The organism is Methanofollis fontis (genome assembly GCF_004297185.1).
Classification (GTDB): domain Archaea; phylum Halobacteriota; class Methanomicrobia; order Methanomicrobiales; family Methanofollaceae; genus Methanofollis; species Methanofollis fontis.
Genome location: NZ_PGCL01000001.1, coordinates 709,227 through 729,878 on the forward strand (window position 1 = coordinate 709,227; position 20,652 = coordinate 729,878).

At 49.3% G+C, this 20,652-nt stretch carries 14 protein-coding genes; 10 read left to right on the forward strand and 4 right to left on the reverse strand.

Annotated features, from left to right (window positions below):
- The 4 genes from CUJ86_RS03505 to CUJ86_RS03520 are packed head-to-tail and all read left to right on the forward strand — an operon-like array spanning position 1 to position 4,099.
- Positions 1-303: a V-type ATP synthase subunit F gene (locus tag CUJ86_RS03505; protein ID WP_130646229.1), complete on the forward strand. Its 303-nt coding sequence runs from the start codon at positions 1-3 to the stop codon at positions 301-303.
- Positions 294-2,066 (forward strand): ATP synthase subunit A, encoded by a 1,773-nt coding sequence (locus CUJ86_RS03510; protein WP_235855565.1) that lies wholly within the window; start codon positions 294-296, stop codon positions 2,064-2,066. The genes CUJ86_RS03505 and CUJ86_RS03510 overlap by 10 nt, the downstream gene beginning before the upstream one ends.
- On the forward strand, positions 2,063-3,457 hold the full coding sequence (locus CUJ86_RS03515) for a V-type ATP synthase subunit B (RefSeq protein WP_130646156.1): 1,395 nt from the start codon (positions 2,063-2,065) through the stop codon (positions 3,455-3,457). The genes CUJ86_RS03510 and CUJ86_RS03515 overlap by 4 nt, the downstream gene beginning before the upstream one ends.
- A gap of 6 nt (positions 3,458-3,463) precedes the next feature.
- Positions 3,464-4,099 (forward strand): V-type ATP synthase subunit D, encoded by a 636-nt coding sequence (locus CUJ86_RS03520; protein WP_130646157.1) that lies wholly within the window; start codon positions 3,464-3,466, stop codon positions 4,097-4,099.
- A 150-nt stretch (positions 4,100-4,249) separates the two neighbouring features.
- On the opposite strand, the gene CUJ86_RS03525 is transcribed toward CUJ86_RS03520, so the two are convergent.
- Complete coding sequence (locus CUJ86_RS03525; RefSeq protein ID WP_130646158.1) at positions 4,250-5,107, reverse strand: tetratricopeptide repeat protein; 858 nt, start codon at positions 5,105-5,107, stop codon at positions 4,250-4,252.
- Between the two features lie 640 nt (positions 5,108-5,747).
- Here CUJ86_RS03525 and CUJ86_RS03530 point away from each other — a divergent pair.
- The 6 genes from CUJ86_RS03530 (at position 5,748) to CUJ86_RS03555 (ending at position 18,134) form a co-directional block, all read left to right on the forward strand.
- On the forward strand, positions 5,748-6,524 hold the full coding sequence (locus CUJ86_RS03530) for a hypothetical protein (protein ID WP_130646159.1): 777 nt from the start codon (positions 5,748-5,750) through the stop codon (positions 6,522-6,524).
- A 19-nt stretch (positions 6,525-6,543) separates the two neighbouring features.
- The gene (locus CUJ86_RS03535) at positions 6,544-9,801 is read left to right on the forward strand and encodes a tubulin-like doman-containing protein (RefSeq protein WP_130646160.1); all 3,258 of its coding nucleotides are present in this window, start codon (positions 6,544-6,546) and stop codon (positions 9,799-9,801) included.
- Positions 9,801-11,345, forward strand: coding sequence for a hypothetical protein (locus CUJ86_RS03540; protein ID WP_130646161.1), 1,545 nt, complete (start codon positions 9,801-9,803; stop codon positions 11,343-11,345). The genes CUJ86_RS03535 and CUJ86_RS03540 overlap by 1 nt, the downstream gene beginning before the upstream one ends.
- Positions 11,346-11,373: 28 nt before the next feature.
- Positions 11,374-13,080 (forward strand): hypothetical protein, encoded by a 1,707-nt coding sequence (locus CUJ86_RS03545; protein WP_130646162.1) that lies wholly within the window; start codon positions 11,374-11,376, stop codon positions 13,078-13,080.
- Between the two features lie 92 nt (positions 13,081-13,172).
- Complete coding sequence (locus tag CUJ86_RS03550; RefSeq protein WP_165394755.1) at positions 13,173-14,624, forward strand: PEGA domain-containing protein; 1,452 nt, start codon at positions 13,173-13,175, stop codon at positions 14,622-14,624.
- Positions 14,625-14,858: 234 nt separating this feature from the next.
- Positions 14,859-18,134 (forward strand): tubulin-like doman-containing protein, encoded by a 3,276-nt coding sequence (locus CUJ86_RS03555; RefSeq protein ID WP_130646164.1) that lies wholly within the window; start codon positions 14,859-14,861, stop codon positions 18,132-18,134.
- Between the two features lie 201 nt (positions 18,135-18,335).
- On the opposite strand, the gene CUJ86_RS03560 is transcribed toward CUJ86_RS03555, so the two are convergent.
- From CUJ86_RS03560 to CUJ86_RS12360, 3 genes are read right to left on the reverse strand one after another with little or no spacing between them, the layout of a single operon-like run.
- A complete protein-coding gene (locus CUJ86_RS03560) occupies positions 18,336-19,400 on the reverse strand; it encodes a hypothetical protein (protein WP_130646165.1) in 1,065 nt (354 codons plus the stop codon).
- Positions 19,381-20,325 carry an NAD(P)/FAD-dependent oxidoreductase gene (locus CUJ86_RS03565; protein WP_165394757.1) on the reverse strand — a complete coding sequence of 315 codons (945 nt, stop codon included), beginning with the start codon at positions 20,323-20,325 and terminating at the stop codon, positions 19,381-19,383. The genes CUJ86_RS03560 and CUJ86_RS03565 overlap by 20 nt, the downstream gene beginning before the upstream one ends.
- A complete protein-coding gene (locus CUJ86_RS12360) occupies positions 20,273-20,599 on the reverse strand; it encodes an NAD(P)/FAD-dependent oxidoreductase (protein ID WP_130646167.1) in 327 nt (108 codons plus the stop codon). The genes CUJ86_RS03565 and CUJ86_RS12360 overlap by 53 nt, the downstream gene beginning before the upstream one ends.
- Positions 20,600-20,652 lie beyond the last annotated feature (53 nt).

Sequence of the window (20,652 nt, forward strand, 5' to 3'; positions counted from 1 at the left end):
GTGGAGATTGCAGTTATCGGAAGCGGCGATTTCGTCATCGGGTTTCGCCTTGCCGGTATCCAGAAGACGATTGCCGTTGAGGGCGAGGACAACCTCAGAGAGGCTGTCCACAAGGTCCTTGAGGACACCTCGGTCGGCATTCTGGTGCTCAGCAGCAGCGATATGAACACGCTCCCCCTTCGGCTGCGGACCCGGCTCGAGGAGTCCGTTCGGCCGACGGTGATCGCGGTTGGCGAGGAGGAGGGAGGACTCTCCATGCGGGAGAGAATTAAGAGATCGGTCGGTGTTGATCTGTGGAAGTAAAAGGAGAATCGATAGAAGGCACTTCAAACGGAGTGCTGAAGAGGATTGCAGGTCCGGTGGTCACGGCCGTCAACCTCAACGCCCACATGTACGATGTGGTCAAGGTGGGCGATGAGGAGCTGATGGGTGAGGTCATCAAGATCGATGGTGAGAACGTCATCATCCAGGTCTATGAGGCCACCGACGGCATCCGCCCCGGCGAACCGGTGGTGAACACCGGCATGTCGCTGGCGGTGGAGCTCGGCCCCGGTCTGCTGAAGAGCATCTACGACGGTATTCAGCGTCCGCTCGAGGTGCTTGTGGAGAAGATGGGCAGCTTCATCGAGCGCGGTGTCACGGCTCCGGGCCTTGACCGCTCGACGAAGTGGGAATTTGTGCCGGTTGTCAAGACGGGCGACAATGTCGAGCCCGGTACGATCATCGGTACGGTGCAGGAGACCGATTCGATCCTGCACAAGATCATGGTCCCGCCCAACCAGAAGGGCGGCGTGGTCAAGAGCATCAAGGGCGGTTCGTTCACCGTCGAGGATACGGTCTGTGTCCTCGAGGACGGGACTGAACTCTCGCTGATGCAGAAGTGGCCGGTGCGGGTGCCCCGCCCGGTGAAGGAGAAGATGAACCCGGACATCCCGCTGGTCACGGGCCAGCGGATTCTGGACGGGCTCTTCCCGGTTGCAAAGGGCGGCACCGCTGCTATTCCGGGGCCGTTCGGCTCCGGCAAGACGGTCACGCAGCAGGCGCTGGCAAAGTGGTCTGATGCACAGATCGTGGTCTATATCGGCTGCGGCGAGCGCGGCAACGAGATGACCGAGGTGCTGACCGAGTTCCCCGAACTCGAGGACCCCAAGACCGGCAGGCCGCTGATGGAGCGGACGGTGCTCATTGCGAACACCTCGAACATGCCTGTGGCGGCCCGTGAGGCATCGGTGTACACCGGTATCACGATCGCCGAGTACTTCCGTGACCAGGGCTATGACGTCTCCCTGATGGCCGACTCCACCTCCCGGTGGGCAGAGGCGATGCGTGAGATCTCCTCCCGTCTTGAGGAGATGCCCGGTGAGGAAGGTTATCCGGCATATCTTTCGGCGCGTCTGTCTGAGTTCTACGAGCGTGCGGGTCGTGTCTCCGCTCTCTGCGGCGATCTCGGCTCGGTCACCGTTATCGGTGCGGTTTCCCCGCCGGGCGGCGACTTCTCAGAGCCCGTTACCCAGAACACCCTCCGTATCGTGAAGGTCTTCTGGGCACTGGACGCAAAGCTCTCGCAGCGCCGTCACTTCCCGGCGATCAACTGGCTGAACTCCTACTCCCTCTACCTGGGTGTGCTGAACGAGTGGTACGACAAAAACATCTCCCCGGAGTGGAACGTGCTCCGCAACTGGGCGATGGCCGTTCTCCAGAAGGAGGCCGAACTCCAGGAGATCGTGCAGCTCGTCGGTTCCGATGCCCTGCCCGAGGAGGAGCAGATCACCATCGAGGTCGCACGGATGCTCCGTGAGGTCTTCCTGCAGCAGAACGCCTTCGACCCGGTGGACACCTACTGTTCGCTGGAGAAGCAGTTCGATATCATGAAGGCAATCCGCGCCTACTCTGACCTTGCGAAACAGGCGCATGCCGGCGGTGTGCTGCCGTCCCAGATCCTTGCCGTGAAGGCGAAGAACGATCTGCCGCAGATCAAGTTCATCAAGGACTACAAGCCCGACCTCGAGAAGGTGCTTGACCAGATGAAGAGCGAATTTGCCGGACTGAAGGCGGGTGCAGCATGAAGGAATACCGAACTGTCAAGCAGATTGCGGGCCCGCTCGTATTTGTCGAGAAGACCGAGCCGGTCGGCTACAACGAGCTCGTGAACATCGCCCTTGCAGACGGCACGATCAAGCGCGGTCAGGTGCTCGACACGAGCGATGACCTGGTGGTCGTGCAGTGCTTCGAGACCACGGCCGGTATCGGGCGTGACTCGGGGATCCGCTTCCTGGGCGAGACGATCAAGATGCCGGTGTCAAAGGAGATGCTCGGCCGGATTCTCTCCGGTGGCGGTGCTCCGATCGACGGCGGCCCCGAGATCGTTCCGGACAAGAGGCTGGACATCATGGGCGCTGCAATCAATCCCTATGCACGCGCCTCGCCGGCCGATTTCATCCAGACCGGTATCTCGACCATTGACGGCACGAACACCCTTGTGCGTGGACAGAAGCTGCCGATCTTCTCGGCATCCGGTCTGCCGCACAACGATATCGCCCTGCAGATCGCCCGTCAGGCAAAGGTGCCGGGCTCCACCGAGGAGTTCGCTGTGGTCTTTGCCGCCATGGGTATCACGAAGGAGGAAGCGAACCAGTTCATGGCCGATTTCGAGCGCACCGGTGCGCTCGAGAGCGCTGTCGTCTTCCTGAACCTGGCAGACGACCCGGCGGTCGAGCGGATCATCACCCCGCGTCTGGCCCTGACGACGGCTGAGTACCTTGCGTACGAACTCGGCTACCACGTGCTTGTCATCCTGACGGATATGACCAACTACTGTGAGGCCCTCCGTCAGATCGGCGCTGCCCGTGAGGAAGTGCCGGGCCGTCGTGGGTATCCGGGTTACATGTACACCGACCTTGCCTGCATCTATGAGCGTGCGGGTATCGTCAAGGGCCAGCGCGGCTCGGTGACGCAGATCCCGATCCTGACGATGCCGGGTGACGATATCACCCACCCGATCCCTGACCTGACCGGCTACATCACCGAGGGCCAGATCGTGGTTTCCCGTGAACTGCACCGGAAGGGTATCTACCCGCCGATCAACGTTCTTCCGTCGCTGTCCCGGTTGATGAACCTGGGTATCGGCGAGGGGCGCACCCGCGAGGACCACAAGAAGGTCTCCGACCAGCTCTATGCGGGCTATGCGGAGGGCAACGATCTCCGCGGCCTTGTGGCCATCGTCGGTAAGGATGCCCTTTCCGAGCGTGACCGCGGCTTCCTGGAGTTCGCAGACCTCTTTGAGGGGCGGTTCGTTACCCAGGGGATCGACGAGAACCGGACGATCGAGGACACCCTCGAGGTCGGATGGCAGCTCCTCTCGAGCCTGCCGGTCGAGCAGCTCGTGCGTATCGACCGCGACCTGATCCAGAAGTTCCACCCGCTCTACCGCAAGGGCGCAAAGAAGGCAGAGGTGTAACCTCCCATGGCGCTCAGTGATGTCAAGCCGACCCGGTCCGAACTGATCAACATCAAAAAGAAGATCAAGCTCTCGGAGCGTGGCTACAACATCCTCAAGATGAAGCGCGACGGGCTGATCCTTGAGTTCTTCAAGGTGCTGAAGGAGGCGAAGGACACCCGGGGTGGCATGCTCATGAAGTACGAGCACGCCCAGGAGATGATCGCCCTTGCGAACACGGTCGAAGGAACGATCGGGGTGAAGGCTGCGGCGTTCTCCGTCCAGGAGAACCCGGAGATCACCCTCAAGTCCAAGAACATCATGGGCGTTGTCGTTCCCGAGATCGAGGCGTCAAAGGTGAAAAAGAGCCTGGTCGAGCGTGGATATGGTGTTCTCGGCTCGAAGTCCGTCATCGACGAGACGGCCGAGGCCTATGAGGAGCTCGTCGAGGCGATCATCGAGAGTGCCGAGATCGAGACGACGATGAAGCGTCTGCTCGACGAGATTGACCGGACAAAGCGGCGTGTGAACGCCCTTGAGTTCAAGGTGATCCCGGAACTGAAGGCGGCGGCCGCCTTCATCAAGATGCGCCTCGACGAGATGGAGCGCGACGAGCTCTCCCGTCTCAAGAGGATCAAGGCGAAGAACGCGGCTGAGGCCTGATTCTTCTCCTCTTTTTTGTGTATTTTGCCTGACTGTTGTGACCCCTCCGGGTGAGGGGATCGTCGACGGTGTGTTCGATGGTGATGGATGCCTGGATGAAGGTCTGAGTCCTTTGTATTGCGGCAGTGTTGATGCGTTCTGAGCATCTCCTCAACTGATCTTTCTCAATGCAATCTCTTTGTTTTTCCTTGCATCGGCATCATTCGGGTCGATCTGGAGTGCCCGGTTGAAGCACACGAGCGCCTCGTCGTGGCGGCCGAGGTTTCCAAGCGCGACACCTTTTATGTTCCATGCGGCATTATTGTTCGGGTTGATCTCGAGCGCTCTGTCACAGCAGGTGATCGCCTCGTTGTGGCGGCCGAGGTCTCCAAGCGAACTACCTTTAGTGCTCCATGCGGTATGATCGTTCGGGTTGATCTCGAGCGCTCTGTCACAGCATACGATTGCCTCGTCGTAGCGGCCGAGAATTTTAAACGCGAGACCTTTGATCCCCCATGCGTATTCCATATTCGGGTCAATTTCAAATGCTCGTTCGGCGAGTTCGATCGCTTTATGGGGGTGATCCGGTATGCAACCGAGAGCTTCTTCAAGACATTGTACAGCATTTAATGTTCGCTTCTTCTCATTTTGTTTTGCGATCCATTGCAATACCTGGTCTCTGCCTTCTTTTGCTTCTGCATCATTCGGGTCGATCTGGAGTGCCCGGTCGAAGCAGGCGAGCGCATCGTCATGGCGACCTAACTTGATGAACGAAAGGCCTTTCATACTCCACAGTGGAATCTGCGGATCGATCGCGATCCCCCGGTCACAACATTGTATCGCCTCGTCGTAGCGGCCGAGTCTGGCGAGCAAGATGCCCTTTTTTCCCCACACAATTGCATCATTCGGGTCGATCTGGAGTGCCCGGTCAAAGCAGACGACCGCATCGTCGAAGCGGCCCATTTTATTAAACACGACACCCTCATTATACCAGTCTACAGCGGTTTTCCCTTCATTTTTTCCTGGCATGAATACATTCTCTCCCTTTCATGTATCCGCTACGATGAACAGCGGTTACGTCAACCGAAACCTCCATTGCGCCTATCGCTGCATGAAAATCCGATATTCTCGTATTGCCGTTCGGTTATTATAGTCCTATTCATTTGAAGTCGCCTGATGCCTGATTCTTCTCCTCTTTTTTCTCGAAGTCGCCTTTTATGTCGCGCCCTCTTGATGAGGTGAACGATGTGGTGGAATGCCGGACCGCCCGGTCGTTTGATGGATTGTTCCGGGGAGATTTAGATGGTCAGGATTCGATAAATGTTCACTGCATAAATTTAACCTGATTCTTTCCGTATCAGCCATGGATCGAGAGTGGTGATGCGAATCCCATCCTGAAAGGGGGTTTTTCAGAGGAGAAAAAATAAAAATTTTCCCTAATACGCCATCTTTTCCTGAGCAGAAAAGGAGAGCAACGCATGCGATGAGAGGAAGTACGATGGATCAGTGCCGGAGACAGAGATCATCCGGGGTCTGGTGATTATGTAAATTATTTTCGATAAAAAAAACAAGATAGTATTCTTGAATATTTTTTATATCGACATTATAGTGTTCGATTTCACCGAAGGCAAATAATAATGCTTATATTTCCATGTGCGTATGATCTCTCATGATTAAGGGAGATATACGTGGACTGAGGGCGTTTGGTATATTATTTTCCTTTCTTGTTCTGATTCTGGTTGGAAACGCAGCTGCGATGGATGTTGTTGTTCTTGACAGCACGATTGATGAAATCCATCCAGAAGGTGACATAGTTGAGTATACGCTCAAGATCAGTGGAGTTCAACCGCAGGTTTCAGTGATAGAACTTGAAACGGATCTACGACCGTATGGTCAATCATTTTTATGGAACGTTACCGATCCTGGATTTCTGGAACTTCAGGATGGTCAACATCAATTTCAGGACCAATCGATCCAATTTGAGGTGAATAAGAGCGTCAACACTCCTGCTCTGATTCACGTCACGGGTCAGGTGCCACAGATTACCGAAATTGTTCAGTCCGAGGGACTTGTTATAACAAAAACCGATGCGCAGACGACCGGGTATACCCATTACAGGGTTCAATTTTTTGATGAAGACGGATTTGTCGTCGGAAATGCTTTCACTGAAGTATTTGATATCGAAATTCCGGATGAAACGGACTTTTTCGATCGTTTGAGTTCTGTTCAGGATCCCATGCTGCGCAATCTTGTCATCGATCTGCATGACAAGGGGTTGAAATATGAGGCCAATACGCTGCTGGATTATTCGGATAAGAAACCACTGGGTGTTTCATTGCCCCTGGTTATCGTGATCCTCGTTGTTATCGGTGGAATTGCGCTGTTTGCTGGATACAGGATCGGGTATGCTCGCGGATACAATGCCAGCATCAATGATAATGATTGAATTTTGACGGAGGTAAATAATGGTTTCACAGGCATTTAATTCCGAAAAAAAAGAGTTTCAGATGCCAAAGGATCTTTCGATCATTGCGGTCGGAGGGTGTGGAAAGAAACTCGTGTATCACCTTTGTGAACATGAGTGGTTTCTGAGAGATTATCTGAGTGAAAACCGGACATTGAGGATTTGTGTCCTTGATACTGATTCAAATCAGAGAAAAAATGACATTGAACGTGCAGATCATGTCAACAAGACCACTGAAGAAATGATGCGCCAGATGGGGGGGATGGGTGGCAACATTAATATGGAGTATTATTATCTCCCTGATCTGGCAAATGTCGGACGAATATCCGGTCTTACCGGAAAATCCGTCATCGAGCAGGTGAAGAGCTGGAAAGGGGAACCCCATGCAGATGTCTGGTGGATGAATGATCCTGAGAGGGGATTCGAGTTTTCGGATCTCAAATCCATCGATAGTAATATTATTGATGATTTTGGCGGCGGTGTCCATCGGAGACGTGCGATTTCCAAGGCAGTTTTTTATAAGGCGATCTCTCAGAGTGGGGATACGAATTTCCCCTCGTTCCCTGGTCAGGGCGATATCGCACTGGTCGTCGGTCTGGGCGGCGGCACCGGGTCGGGAATGTTCATCGATCTGGCCAGATACATCAAGGGGCTCTCCGGACCCACCCGGAAGATCTGGCTGTTCGGTGTGATGCCGGCGATTGTTGAAGGGGAAAAAGAACAGTTGAATGCGGGGATTGCACTTTCTGAGATTGAATATCTCAATTTGAAAGGAGAGAAACTCTTTCATTATTGCATCCTCTCTTCTCTTGGACCGACGGGATACAGGGATGGTGCAGACCGGAAAAAGGAGGTCCTGGACTACGACCATGCCTTCCCCTATCTTTTGATGAATGCATTCTATCTGCCGACTGCTGACATATATGATATAATCGATGCACGAAAGGATTACTCGGGCTTTATTTTTGCAGATTCTCACGTCATCGAGTATCCTGTTGAAGAACTAAGGAATTTGAAGGCCGAATTTGAGAATGTGGTCCGGGAAATTACTGAACTTGGGAAAAACAGGAAACAGATCAATGAGAAAGTGCTGGAGATCCTGAATCAGATAGAGCACAAATACCCTGATCAACTCATCGATGAGGTTGAAATCGTTACAACCGGTGAGGACCTGACGTTTGTGAAAGGGGAGATAGAAAAACTCGAGAAAGTCTGGAGCAATGATATCCCGAAATTATTGAATTATCAGACATCTGTGGAGATTGATTATTATCTGAACAACAATCTGCCTGAAGATATCAGGAATCTCGATGAAATCAAAACGTACGATAAATTGATCGAGTTTGTTGCACGATTGAAAAAGTCGATGGATACGGGCAGCAAACCTCTTGAAAACGAAGATGATAAGATTCTTTATTCAAGTATTACCGAGTATCTGGCCCAGATCGAACAACTGGCATTGCTGCAAAAGAGAATTCTTCGCATCAAAGAGCATGAACTGCGTGTTGTCCTGAAGAAAATTCTCTGGGGTGAAGAAGATCTGACCCATGTCATGAGCCAGGTTACATCAAAGTTCGAATCCCTGAAGAATGATGCCCTTACAAATGAAAGCAAAAAATCTTCCGCAATAGAAAAACGCGAACGATTGCAGCAAAAAGAGGCAGGTATCAGGGAGAGGATCAAATCCGCCTGTAATGATGCAGGGCGGCAGATTGATGAATATGAGGGCCAATGCGATAAAATTCGATCGACCCGGAGCAGGGAAGAAGAACTGGCCAATGAATTTGAGAAGATGCACCTGAACCTGCAGGAACAGGTCACCGATCTGCTCTCGAAAAAACAGGCCGGGATCAATAAAAAAGCATGGTGTGTCAAGGCCGATTATGTAAAGATACAGGCATTGATCGATTCTTTCTCCCAGGAAATCGGGCAACCGGGAAAACTTGATTATCTGAAGGAATTTGCTGAAGCACTGGTCCTTTACTACTACTATGAGTACAGGAAGGAATCTGCTGAAAATATCGGGCTGTTCGATAAGATACTTGGGAAGAAGCCTGATATGGCGATGATTGAAGCCAACATGACTTCAAAATTGAATAAAATGAAGGCGATCGCCGATCAGGAAAACGATAAATTACGTCTGAGAGAACCCCTTGATTTTGAGATTCTGGACAGGTTCGTATCGGACGAGATGACAGATGATCTCGAGTCTGAAAGAAAAAGGATTATTGAGACAATCCTCTCTGATCTCAACCTTGGTTCCGGAGATTATTCTGCTCTCCGCGATGCATTTGAGTGTGAAGGTACGCAGGAAATTATTGATTTCCTGAAAGGGAGATTACTGGATCTGATAAATGAGAAGGAGCGGTTTGGAGAGGAAATTAATCAGACCTCCCGGGAAATCGATGCAGCCGAATCCACTATCAACGCCCTTCAGAACACTCTGGCAACATTCTCTTTAATTGAGAATATCATTGAAGACACCCTGAAAGAGCGCAGATTGTACAATCTCCATGATTCGGGTCTGGAGACCAGCTTCGAAACCATCGATAAAAAGCGGCAGACCGGCGATACAACGATCCGGGATAAGTACCACACCCGGTATGGCGGTATCAATCCCGCCGTGTTGTCGTTGATTGCCGATGACTCGACCATGGGGGTGCTGGACTCAAAGGATGAAGGAAGGGAGGAACTCGATCGCGTTCTTGGCCTGGTCAAGGGAACCTATCGGAACCTTGTGAATGAAGGGTTGCTGGGTGTCAAGAACTTTAATATCAGCTATGGCGCCTCGCATACCGATTCATGGAATTTTGAGAGGGCTGCCCTTGTGCTGTCGTCTCCTTCACAGTATATGACCGACAACATCTCGAATATCAACGAGGACATCTGCAGGACGATTTCAGGCGACCTCTCTCTCCAGCAGATGCATTATGCAAAGGTGGCGGCACATAATTACAGCAAACCCTGGGAAATCGGTCTCACGTTCTTTGCTGCTGCAAGCTTTTTCGACAATATCTCTCCACTGATGACCGGTGGCGGCTACTGGACGAAATATGCGGATAACAGAAACAATATTCTTCATCATGTACTGTTTTTGCAGAACGGGCAGTATGTCGTCAGAAAGGACCTGTTGAGGCTGACTGACGCGGCTGAAATCGCCGATATGGAAAGAAATGAAGATGATCAGAGCAAAGGGGGAGCAAAAAGCCGTATTCTGGAGTTGTACGAGGAAAAAGATATCCGTGAGGCGGTTCGCTGATGATTATCAACAACCGGAAAAGGCTGTTTGTCATGGTGGGGGCGATCATACTTGCCGTCATCGTGGCCCTCCTTTTTATCAATCTGTTCCAGATCTACTGGTTTATCGGTGCACCCTATGAGGTGAAACTTGCCATCGATCTACTCTGCGGGTTGTTCCTCGCCGTCTCTATCGGGATGCTATTTTCCTCTGATTCCCGTTTTAACGGTTTGTTATTTGGAATATTGTTCGGTTATGTTATCTGGCATTTCTTCCCGTATGGATGTATCGTGCCTGAGGCCCTCGGGATGGGTTTTTTTCTCGGGATTGTTCTGGTGATTTTTGTTCTTCTCAGGAACCGGTTTGATATCCTGGCAACCAGTGCGAAGGTATTCCTGACGATTGCCTTTGCGGTGATTGTTGGGTATCTGCTCTCCAGTTTCAGTACCAAATCAGCGACCATGGTGCCGGATGCGACGGTTGCAATCGGAAAAATCACCGCTCAAAACGCCTTTTTTTATGGGAGCGGCATTCTTGTTGCGACAGTGTTTTTCATCGTCCTGATGTACTCCATTGTGGGTGTTAAGGGCTCGAACGTGTTTGTATTCGGTCCGAGGGGGGCCGGAAAGACATTTTTCCTCCTTGGTCTCTGGGGTCAGATGGCGAATATGGCACGAACCTTCCCTTCGCAGGTGATCATTTCTTCTGATCCAGAGGACCGGAAAAATCTCAGGCTCACCGATCTCTATGCAATGGTCAATGGTGGAAGAGGAGAGTGGAGGAGGACCGAATATTATAAACTCAGCATGTATGAGATCTTTTCGAAAAAATTCTTTATTTCCCCTGTTGTCTGGACGATTGTTGATTATGCGGGGGAATATTATGACAAGGTCAATGAGAGAAATTATCAGGACTCGATCGAAGCCCTCAGCGAGGCCTTCGAGATGCCGGTGGATGAACTCGAAAAGAGGTCGGGCACCCTCGAATTTCTCAAAGAGATCGTGGATCACCACCTGGATAAGCTCTACGGGACCGGTCTTGCCCGGGCACTGAATATTTCGACGATGTTCAGTCATCTGGGACGCTCCGGAAAGGTGATATTTCTCATCGACGGTGAGAAACTCCTCACGCGTGAGGGGATGGCGGACCTTTCCCGTGAATTTGGCGACTATATCCAGACCCTGATGGACCTGGAGGGGAGTGCCTGGTTCAAAATATTTGGCGGCAAGAAAAAGTATGCCCTTGTGGTGACGAAAACAGACATGCTTGTACAGAAACACCCCGAACTGCATGCTTTGATCAGCAAAAACGGTGATTTTTACTCTCTCTCTGATATCCCTGACCAATCTCCAGAAGCAGAACTCATTGAAGATACGATCTTCAAGATCCTGGAAAAAAACCTCTCGTTTAAGAGTCTTGTCAGTATGATGAACGACATTTCTGTCTCGTTTATCGCGGTGAGCGTGGACCCGACTGCAGAAGCGAATATTGCATCCGACGGAGAGCAGGCGCCCGGTCAGATTGTGCCGTGGAGATTCAATGAGGTGATTGGATTTGGCTCCTGAGTGTGCTGTGAGGAATGGGGGTATCTGAATGACCGTGAAATATGGATTATATGAACCGGACGGCAAGCATTATTCGGGTGAACTGAATCGCTACCATGATCGTGCCGTACTTCTGGCCGCAGGGAGGGTCGGCTTTTATTTCGAGTCGGATCGGGACAGGATCATTCTCGGTTCCGCAATCGATGTCCAGAAAAAAGGCAAGCGGCAGGATTTACACATCTATTTCATGGAATGCCAGATTGAGTCATTTCAGGTGAGTGTTATCCGTGATTTTTATCTGAATGCCGTTGCATCTCTCCGGGACGCCGGATATGAAGTCCTCAATATCTGGGGAGATGAAAGGTTTGTTTCATCGCTCGACACCCTCACTCTGGGATATTCCGGTCAGTCCGGACCGGTGCTATCCTACCTTTCAGGCAAGATTGTTGCCCAGAAACCCTCGTACGCCTTCACAAAGGACTTTAAACGGGCGATGAGTCTGGTTTCCGGGGTCCTTGAAGTGATGCAACCGATTCTCTTTCTGGGGTATCGGTGTGCCGTCGGCAGGGATGCGATCGACCGGGAGAATCCCCCTGATCTCTCGGTCCTCCCGATGAAACCCTACAATCAGCATGCCGCCAATCTGGATTCCGGCCAGATCGATGATACGGATGCATCGACCTATCAACGATTCGGGAAGGTGTTGATCGATAATAGATCTTCTCTTTTTGGAAAAGAACAGCGGATCGGGACAAAACAAAAATTGCTCAATGCTATTGAAGATACCATTAGAAGGGGATTAACTCCTTCAAAGAGACTTGATCATTATTCACGACTGGATGAATTGAATATCCCCAGAACCTCCTCAAATACGATTGAAGATGCAGTAACAGCTGTGATTGAAAAGAACAATACAGCCTATCTGGAGCGCTATCTCTCCGGTAATTTCAATCAACGCGATTTTCAGAAGTATGTCTATGAACTGCCTGCACTGCAGTTCCTGGATTTCTTTACAAAGGCAAAAGAGACATTGCTGAAAATGAAGACTGCAGATGGGAAAAAAATCTCAAACAATCTCTCGAACCATGCCAGACAACTCCAGACGGTCGCAAACCAGTTGAAAGAGAAACATGATCCCGAGATCGCTCCCCGGAAACCGGATAAAGACTCTCTCATGGATGAGAAATCCAATAGAAGGGGAGGTTTTGCGGGTGAGTTCAATCTAAAAAAGATCCTTTTAATTGGCGGTATCATCGGACTGATTATTGCGATAGGAGTTGCCGTCACAATGTTCGCTCCCGGGATTTTTGGTGGTGACGGTCCGACCGATGGCACAGTCCCGGGGTTGAAGTCGGAAGCAGGGCCTGAAGAGCCAATAACGGTCCCATCCGATGACGGCAGGGTCAGACTGATATACTCAAATGATTCTGTCTCAATAAACGGGGCCGGCCCGCTAAAAATTGTTCACACAGAGGGTGTACCGAAAATCGGAAATGGTGAATGGTTTAATTATGACGATTCGTACTACACCATCGAACCTGATGTCCGGTTTGATCCTCCAGCGGAGTTGATCTTTACCGTTGATGATAGAAATCCCGATCAGATCTATATTGGTCATAAGTCTTGTTCTGCCCTCAACTGGACCCGTGAAGACCCATCCATCGATGGTCAGGACCTCACTCTGACCATCCATGAATCAGGAATGTATGCATTATTTCTCGAGAATGTCACTGATGCACCTTCAGGGGGAGTATAACTCAATTTTTTGAGGTCGATGGTATGGGCTCTGAATGGCGTTTTCTGAGGGGTGCACTCTGTCTTCTTCTTGTATTGTCCTGTGCGTATTCTGTGTCTGCAGAAGAAGACGAACAGTTGAAATTTGGTGAGATTGCCGTTTCTTCAACCCCTGAAGGCGCGGCTATCTATGTGGACGGTAAAGATACGGGTTATGTGACCAATCGCCGCATTATGGATCTGATGCCGGGAGTGCATACGGTACAGGTGACCTATCCAGGATACCGCGATGATGAGAAGATAGTGGACGTGATCGGCGGCGAGCGGGTTTTTGTCAATTTTGAACTCAAACGAAAGATCGGTTCCCTGACGGTGTCAACAGAACCCGAGGGAGCTAAGATCTATGTTGACGGTTACTGTAAGGGTACATCGGATACGCTTGTTTCGAGTATTCCGGAGGGAACCCATACGGTCATGCTCTCACTTGATGGCTACAGATCATATTCAAAACAGCTGCAGGTGGAAGACGGCGACACCCTCCATATGTCGCACACCTTCGAACCCCTGCCGACAACAGGCACTGTCGTCGTCAACTGCACGCCGGATGGGGCGTGGGTGTATATTGACGATGTCTGTTATGGTGTTTCCAGGACAACGATTTCCGATCTCGATCCCGGCAGCCATGAGATCAGATTAAAAAAATATGGATATTATAACTGGTCTTCCCCGTTTGATATCAGAGCAGGGGAAATTTTAGAATTTAACAATACCATGGAGGCGAAGAACGGCACTGTCGCCATATTCTCGTTCCCGGTTCGGGGAGAGATCTTTATTGACGGTGTTTTTTTCGGATCCGGACCATATGAAGGGGGATGCCCGCAGGGTGAACACCTGCTGGAAGTGAAGGCCCCGGGATTTGAGGAGTACGCGGATCGGATTCAGGTACCATACGACCCGATCAGTGTTCCCGTCACTCTGAACCCCCTGGCGCCGGCCGCCATCGTGGAGGCCGAAGAAAAAATTGAGGTAAACCGAGTTTTCAACCCGAAAAATGCTGAAATGGAACTTGATAGCGCCAGAGGACTCTTATTGGAGGAGAAATATCATGAGGCATATCTCAGCGCACTGAATGCGTCGAGATGGGCGGAGGATGTCGACGGGGACGGTGTTCCCAATAGTTTTGATTTCTGGACGGCCATCACAAATGAGGCCGTCTATGCGGCACCTTTTGTATTGTTTGTCATGATTGGAGGTATGGTTGGATTTGACTGGAGGCGATGCAGGATCAGACCGGATGTGGATCTCTGGCTCGATGAAATGGGACCTGACGGTACCTGGATTGTTCATGTGACTCCTTCAGTGAACCGTGGGTATTATCTCACCATGCTCTGCACCGTCTACCTTGATGATGACATAAAAGAGAGAATTGTAGCTCCCGGCAAACGGGAGGTGAATCTCGGACATATCCCGCCAGGCGTCCATCGTATCCGTGCGGTGGTAGACGTCAAGCAGCATCGGTACGGGCGCTCGGAGGTATCGAAGTCGATTGAGGTTGAGGTCTCATAATCACCAGTACCTTCCTTTTTTCCACCCTCCCCGTGTCCGGTCAATCTCTCCCTGAGGAAACTCTATGGATTGTCTGCCCGGGCAATTATAATTCTTCATTTTTTAATCGATCGATAATACTATCATTGTTATGATCATATGTGGATATATGCTGGAAGAAAGGATTATCAGAACGTTTTTGACTCCCTGTTTAGAAGGAGGTCCCCGGAAACTGTCTGAGTGGCGGTGGTATGTGTGACAGACCATAATGACCCGTCCATGGTGATGGCGAGGGTTCCTGATAATCTGACCATTGTCGGACTGGGTGGATTTGGAAAAAATGTTGTATTTTCCCTTTCTGAGCAGGAGTGGTTGCTGGATCATTTTCTGGGAAAAGGGAGATCGTTACGGCTCATTGGTATTGATACCGATATTCAGGAAAAGCAGCGTGATTTCAATAGACTAAATTCATATATCGATTCAATTTCGAAAATGAAATCCCTAAAAGGGTCAGATGGTGGCGATATATCCGTTCATTATTACTGTCTGCCTGATAATCCTGTTTTCAGAACGAAATCCACTATCATTGATGGAAGTAGCGATTTGTCGGAGAGCATTGACCGGGACAATGACCATTCAGTGAACAATCCTTCAGATCCGGATCCCGTGAACGCCTATCATTCAGTCGTTAATGACGTGTGCGAAGGAAAATATGATTTTTCCGGCGGAGTGTCCAGACAAAGGGCAATCGGAAAATTGACCCTCTCCGGTGTTCTGGAATCTGATCCCGATTTCACCACGGCGATCTTCGCCGGGTACGGACCGGTTGCGATCGTTGCAGCACTCGGCGGGGGGACGGGTTCGGGGATGTTCATCGACATTGCGCGGGAGATTGGATCTGCAACCGGTCGAAAAATCTGGTTCTTTGGCATCGTCCCCTCTCAGGAAGAAGGTGAGATAGAACAGTTCAATGCCATCGTTGCCCTCACCGAACTTGAATATTCCAATGTCCTCGGTGAACCGATCTTTGATCATACTGTCCTTGCCGATATTACGCCTACGAAATATGCAAACGAATATGATCCGAGTGATAGAATTATCCGGAATTTTGATGCATCATTCAGTTATCTGTTACTCAATGCTCTTGCTCTTCCTGAAGAAGTAATAGGTCCTGGTGTCCATACTCTGACTGAATATTCTTCAATTATTTCTGCAGATGCGCATGTTTTACGCTATCCCATAGGGTCATACCTCGAATTGAACAGGAGGGCGGAAGAACTGCTGAAATCGTTTGAAGCATTGTTTCGGGAGTATGCGCGCCAATTTGAAGCAAACAACGAATGTTACACGTCATTGTCCTCGAATATGGAGCGCATGGAGACGATGTACCGTGAATTTTTTGTGGAGGGAGAAAACACTGAAGATTCTGAGGGGGCCTCCAGATATGTGCTCCATATGGTGGAGGGTGTTTTCAATCTTCTTGATTGTGAATGTGTTCGGCATCACCGGTACACCGTACTGGACGCGATTTCTCTGTCGTTCAGACAAATGATTTCCGTCGAGGGCAATGAAGAGAACGGGTCTGATCGGTATCAGAAGCTCCTTGATACCTTATTATCAATAGAGGAAATCTTGAGCGCGTATGAAGATACGATAATTTCTCCTGGTGAAAAAAAGATCCTGGACCTCATTGTGGATATATTCACGCACCTGAAATTATTGGCCGACATTCAGGGTAAAATTCTACGTATACGAGATACTGATGTCCGTAATCTTCTCCTGAATGGGCTACGTGGAGTAACAGGCGGGAAAGAATCAGTTGCTTCTCTGAAGGAAAATATCTTCATCCTTCAGGCCCGGCTGGAAGAATATGAAAAAGCAATCCGGGAATATACGTCCAGACAGGCTGAATTTGAAAAACAACGCTCCGATGATCTTTCAGATGTTGAATTGCATTGCAGGGAATTGAAAGAGAGTGTACAGGCCTATGTTTCACGTCGTGAGGTCCTCCTGGAGGCTGCGAGGAAAGAGAAGGACATTTCACTGCGTTTTAATGAACTGATGGCACGGCTACAGAACAGATGTAATCGTGCGGAAGAAAAGAATGCCCCCTGGATCGGTATTGATCGATGGATCGAAGACGCCGATATCGACTCTCTCCATTCAGAAATTGAATCGCTCTCCAATTTGACGGGAACCGATCTGAAATATCTGGAAAAAGTGGCTGAAATGGCCGTTCATTATTATTATGATGAATATGGGGTCCGTTTTGTCCGCAATGCAGGGATTTTCAGCAAGATGCTGGGGCACCTTCCCCATCCGGAGGTACTGTCCAGGGAACGTGATGAGAACCTGAATACGATTCGTGCAATTGTCAGTGTGGAAGAGGATGTGTTCCAGGTAACTGAGGATCCATTCGGGCTGGTCCTCTCCCCTCAATTGGTGACGGAGCGATTGCACCATGAACTTGACTCTGCCGGCCAGGAAATTTTGAATTCACTTGTTTTCGAGTATCATCTCAATGATGAAGAGCGAGAAAAGGTATACGATACCCTGAATCAGGGGAGCAGCATGGCCATTCTCGTCTCAATCCGGGCACTTCTCGACGATATCATGGAACAAAGAAAAGGGTATGCGTCGGAAATTGATTCATGTACACGTGAAATACGTGAAAAAACTGAAATTTATGATGGTCTGCGATCTCAACTGGCATTTTATCGGGATGCCGCCGATCTGATCCATTTAACCGGTAATATTCTTCCAATTTCTAAACCGGATACAGCACATTATGATGAGAGTGCGGAACGGTATAATGAATCATACAGGAATGTATCTGCAACTCAGGTCGATCCCTATTATTCATGTTGCGGTGCGGACAATCACTCCGTTCTTCCAGATCTGACGGAAAGATCTGATCTCGGGGGATTTGATCTGACGGAAGAAGGAAGGGAAGAAGTGTTGAGTATCGTTGATGCGGTAAGCATGAAGTATCCGGACCTGATCGACGAGAAAATTCTCGGCATCAATGGTTTTTCATATAAATACGCAATGAACCTCACCGACAACTGGCATATGGATCGCCGACTCTGGCATTATGACCGTGCGACTCTTGTTGTTTCGTCTCCCTCTGCCTATCTCCTGAACAATGTCGGTGAAAAGGGTCGTGATTTCAGTAAAAATATGACGATGAAGCTGCTTCTCGAACGGATACATGATGCATGTGTCGTCGGGCAGAATCTGTCACACCCATGGGAGACTGCTATCTGTTTCTATGCTGCATCCGGTTTTCTTGATAATCTCAGATTGTTTGATCGGGAGGGGTCTCCCTGGAAATTCTACCAGCAAAACCAGGATATGATCCTGCATCATGCGGCATTCCTTCACGCCGGTCGATATATTGTCAGGGATAGGGTTCTGGACCCCACTCTTGCTGCCTCTATTGCGGACTCCGGTGGATCAGGTGAACAATCAGGGGATAATGATCGGAAAAATCCGGTTCTTGATCTCTACACGGAAAAGGTTCTCAATTAATGTATAAACCGAATTGGGGTGGATGATACAGGATTATTCGGGCGTTTCGGAAATGTGTCCCGGGATTCGAGCAACCCTCGACACTTCATTATTTGCGACCTGAGCAGTGCCTGATGCTCCCCCTCCTCTGTTCTGCCATGATTGTGGTGTATTCAGGTCTTCTGGCAGGCACCGGTCCGGAAATATGGGAGATCCGGATTATTATAGCATTTTGCCCAGATAGATCTTGAGGACGATGAGCGTGACAGGGAACAATATCGACATGATCAGTTTCATTGCAATATCGATCTTAAATGGATACAATCTCAAATTTCTATATTCATTGTAGGTGTTCTTGATTTTTGACAGCTCATTGAAGGATATGAGTTTTTGAATGGGATCAGAGTGATTCTCTCCTATCTCCGCTGATTTTTGCTTAAACTGGTTTCCCAGTGTCTCTAACTTCTCCCATCGAATTCTATGGGCCGTCCTGTTCACCTGTGCAGTGGGGTAAATAAATGATATCGCAATCAGGATCGGATAGATTGAAACGAAACAGTATATTGCGAGTGCAATGGGCGGGATCGATTTTGCAATCTGAAACAACCACGGGAAGAAGAGTGCCGCTGTCGCTGCCAAGATAGTCGTTCCTATGGCGAATTTGCCGATACAGAACATTCCCCCAACTTCATCCGGGTGGAGGGGGTCGATGTTGATTTCTTTATGCGATATTTCATATACGATCTGTTGTGTTTCTATTACGTCAGTTACACCGGAGGAGATCAGGTAGGCAATCCATCCGATTGCACATGTATATATGATGAAAAATGGATCGAAGAGAGTGGTTATGCCACTTCCCACCAGATATTGGTCTGTGCAGAACAGTGAACCTGTAAGATATATGCTATAATCAACTATGAGAAAAAAAGTGAAAACCAAATAAAAATTCTTCTGATACCGTTTGATCGATCTTTCCTTCAGATCGTTGATAAAATTGTGCTCCGCTACGATATGTTCGCAGTTCTTGAAAAATTGTATCAGATGTTTCCGCTCATAGTACCATAAAATCCACGGCCCAATATTTATCCACACAATCGCTAGGATGTACCCAATTAGATAGTCGTTCGAGATCTGATCCGCCCGCAACGCCCAGAAGAGGATGAATAGCATATCCGGGATCAGACCGAATTTCACGATGCTGGAGAGCAGTGGGTTATGAATTCTGATCGGGACGTCAGATTCGATCACTCTGCTGATGAATGAACATTTATCCTTTGATTCTTCCATAATAATCCTCTCCTGATTGAAACGGGTTGAACCTCCTTCTTCCATGTACGATTTCGATGAGTCTCTCTCCAAATAGGGAAATAAAAAATGAAATCGGTTGATCTATATGATGATCAAGGCAGGAGTAGATCAGATCGCGAAGCACTTTTGCATGCTTCATTTCTGGGACGATATAGCGCTGGATCAGGTCAAGATAGACCCCTTCAGCACAATTGCCCTCTCGTATACTCACATCGATTGCATGTGCAGCGAGTTCCGCGGTTCTGTGAGCATAAAAAATTCCTTCTCCAAGAATCGGTTCTGCAAAACCGCCGGCGTCCCCCACAAGGAGTGTATTGTTATGGGCGGGTTTCTCGATGAAATTTCCATAGGGCAACGGGTAACCTGAAACAGATGTCTTCTCAATGACATCCTGGATGCCGACCTCTTCAAGAAATTTTTCGAATTTTTGTACGATTTTTTTATGACTCTTACTCTGGAGGCCGCAAATTCCTATAACCGCCATGTCTTGATTTGGAAAAATCCATCCATATCCCCAGTCTGCAACGCCAAGGAACAGCATGGGCTGTGAGAATTTTTTCTGTACCTCGGATATGGAGTTCACGTCCAGATGGTGCATCAACTCTTCGTATTTTATCTTTAGTTCAAGGGCGATTGCAAGGTTTTCATCCCATTGCTCTTTATTTTCGGTCGAATCCGGGAGACCTCTCCGCACAATGCTATGTGCCCCATCCGCTCCAACAATATATTTCGAAGAGATGGTCTTTCCAGAGGCGGTTTTCACACGCCCCTGCATCTGATCAATCTCGATGACCTCGTCGCCCTCGAGAACATCAACGCCGACATCTCTGGCTTTATCGAGTAAATATTTGTCATATACAAGTCGATTTACGAAAAAAAATGGAGGTTTCAGTTTTCCCTGCAATACTGACTTGTTCTTCAGATATATTGTATATTGTTCTGCCTGAATGTCGCAGAATATTTTTTTCGAGCAGGGATTGCACGGTTTCTCCGTACGTCTTCTCTAAAAATCGAATTGTTTTATCGCTTAAACAACCCCCACATAACTTCTGGCGTGGAAAGGTTTTTTTATCAATTATGAGTGCCCTGTGTCCTTTCCTGGCGAGGAGGTATCCCGCCGATGCACCCGCGGGTCCTCCACCAATGATGACTGCATCATATGGTTTACTGAACGGCATATCTAAGATGAAGATAATTGGTTATGATATATGTGTCTTGTTATTTTTTCATT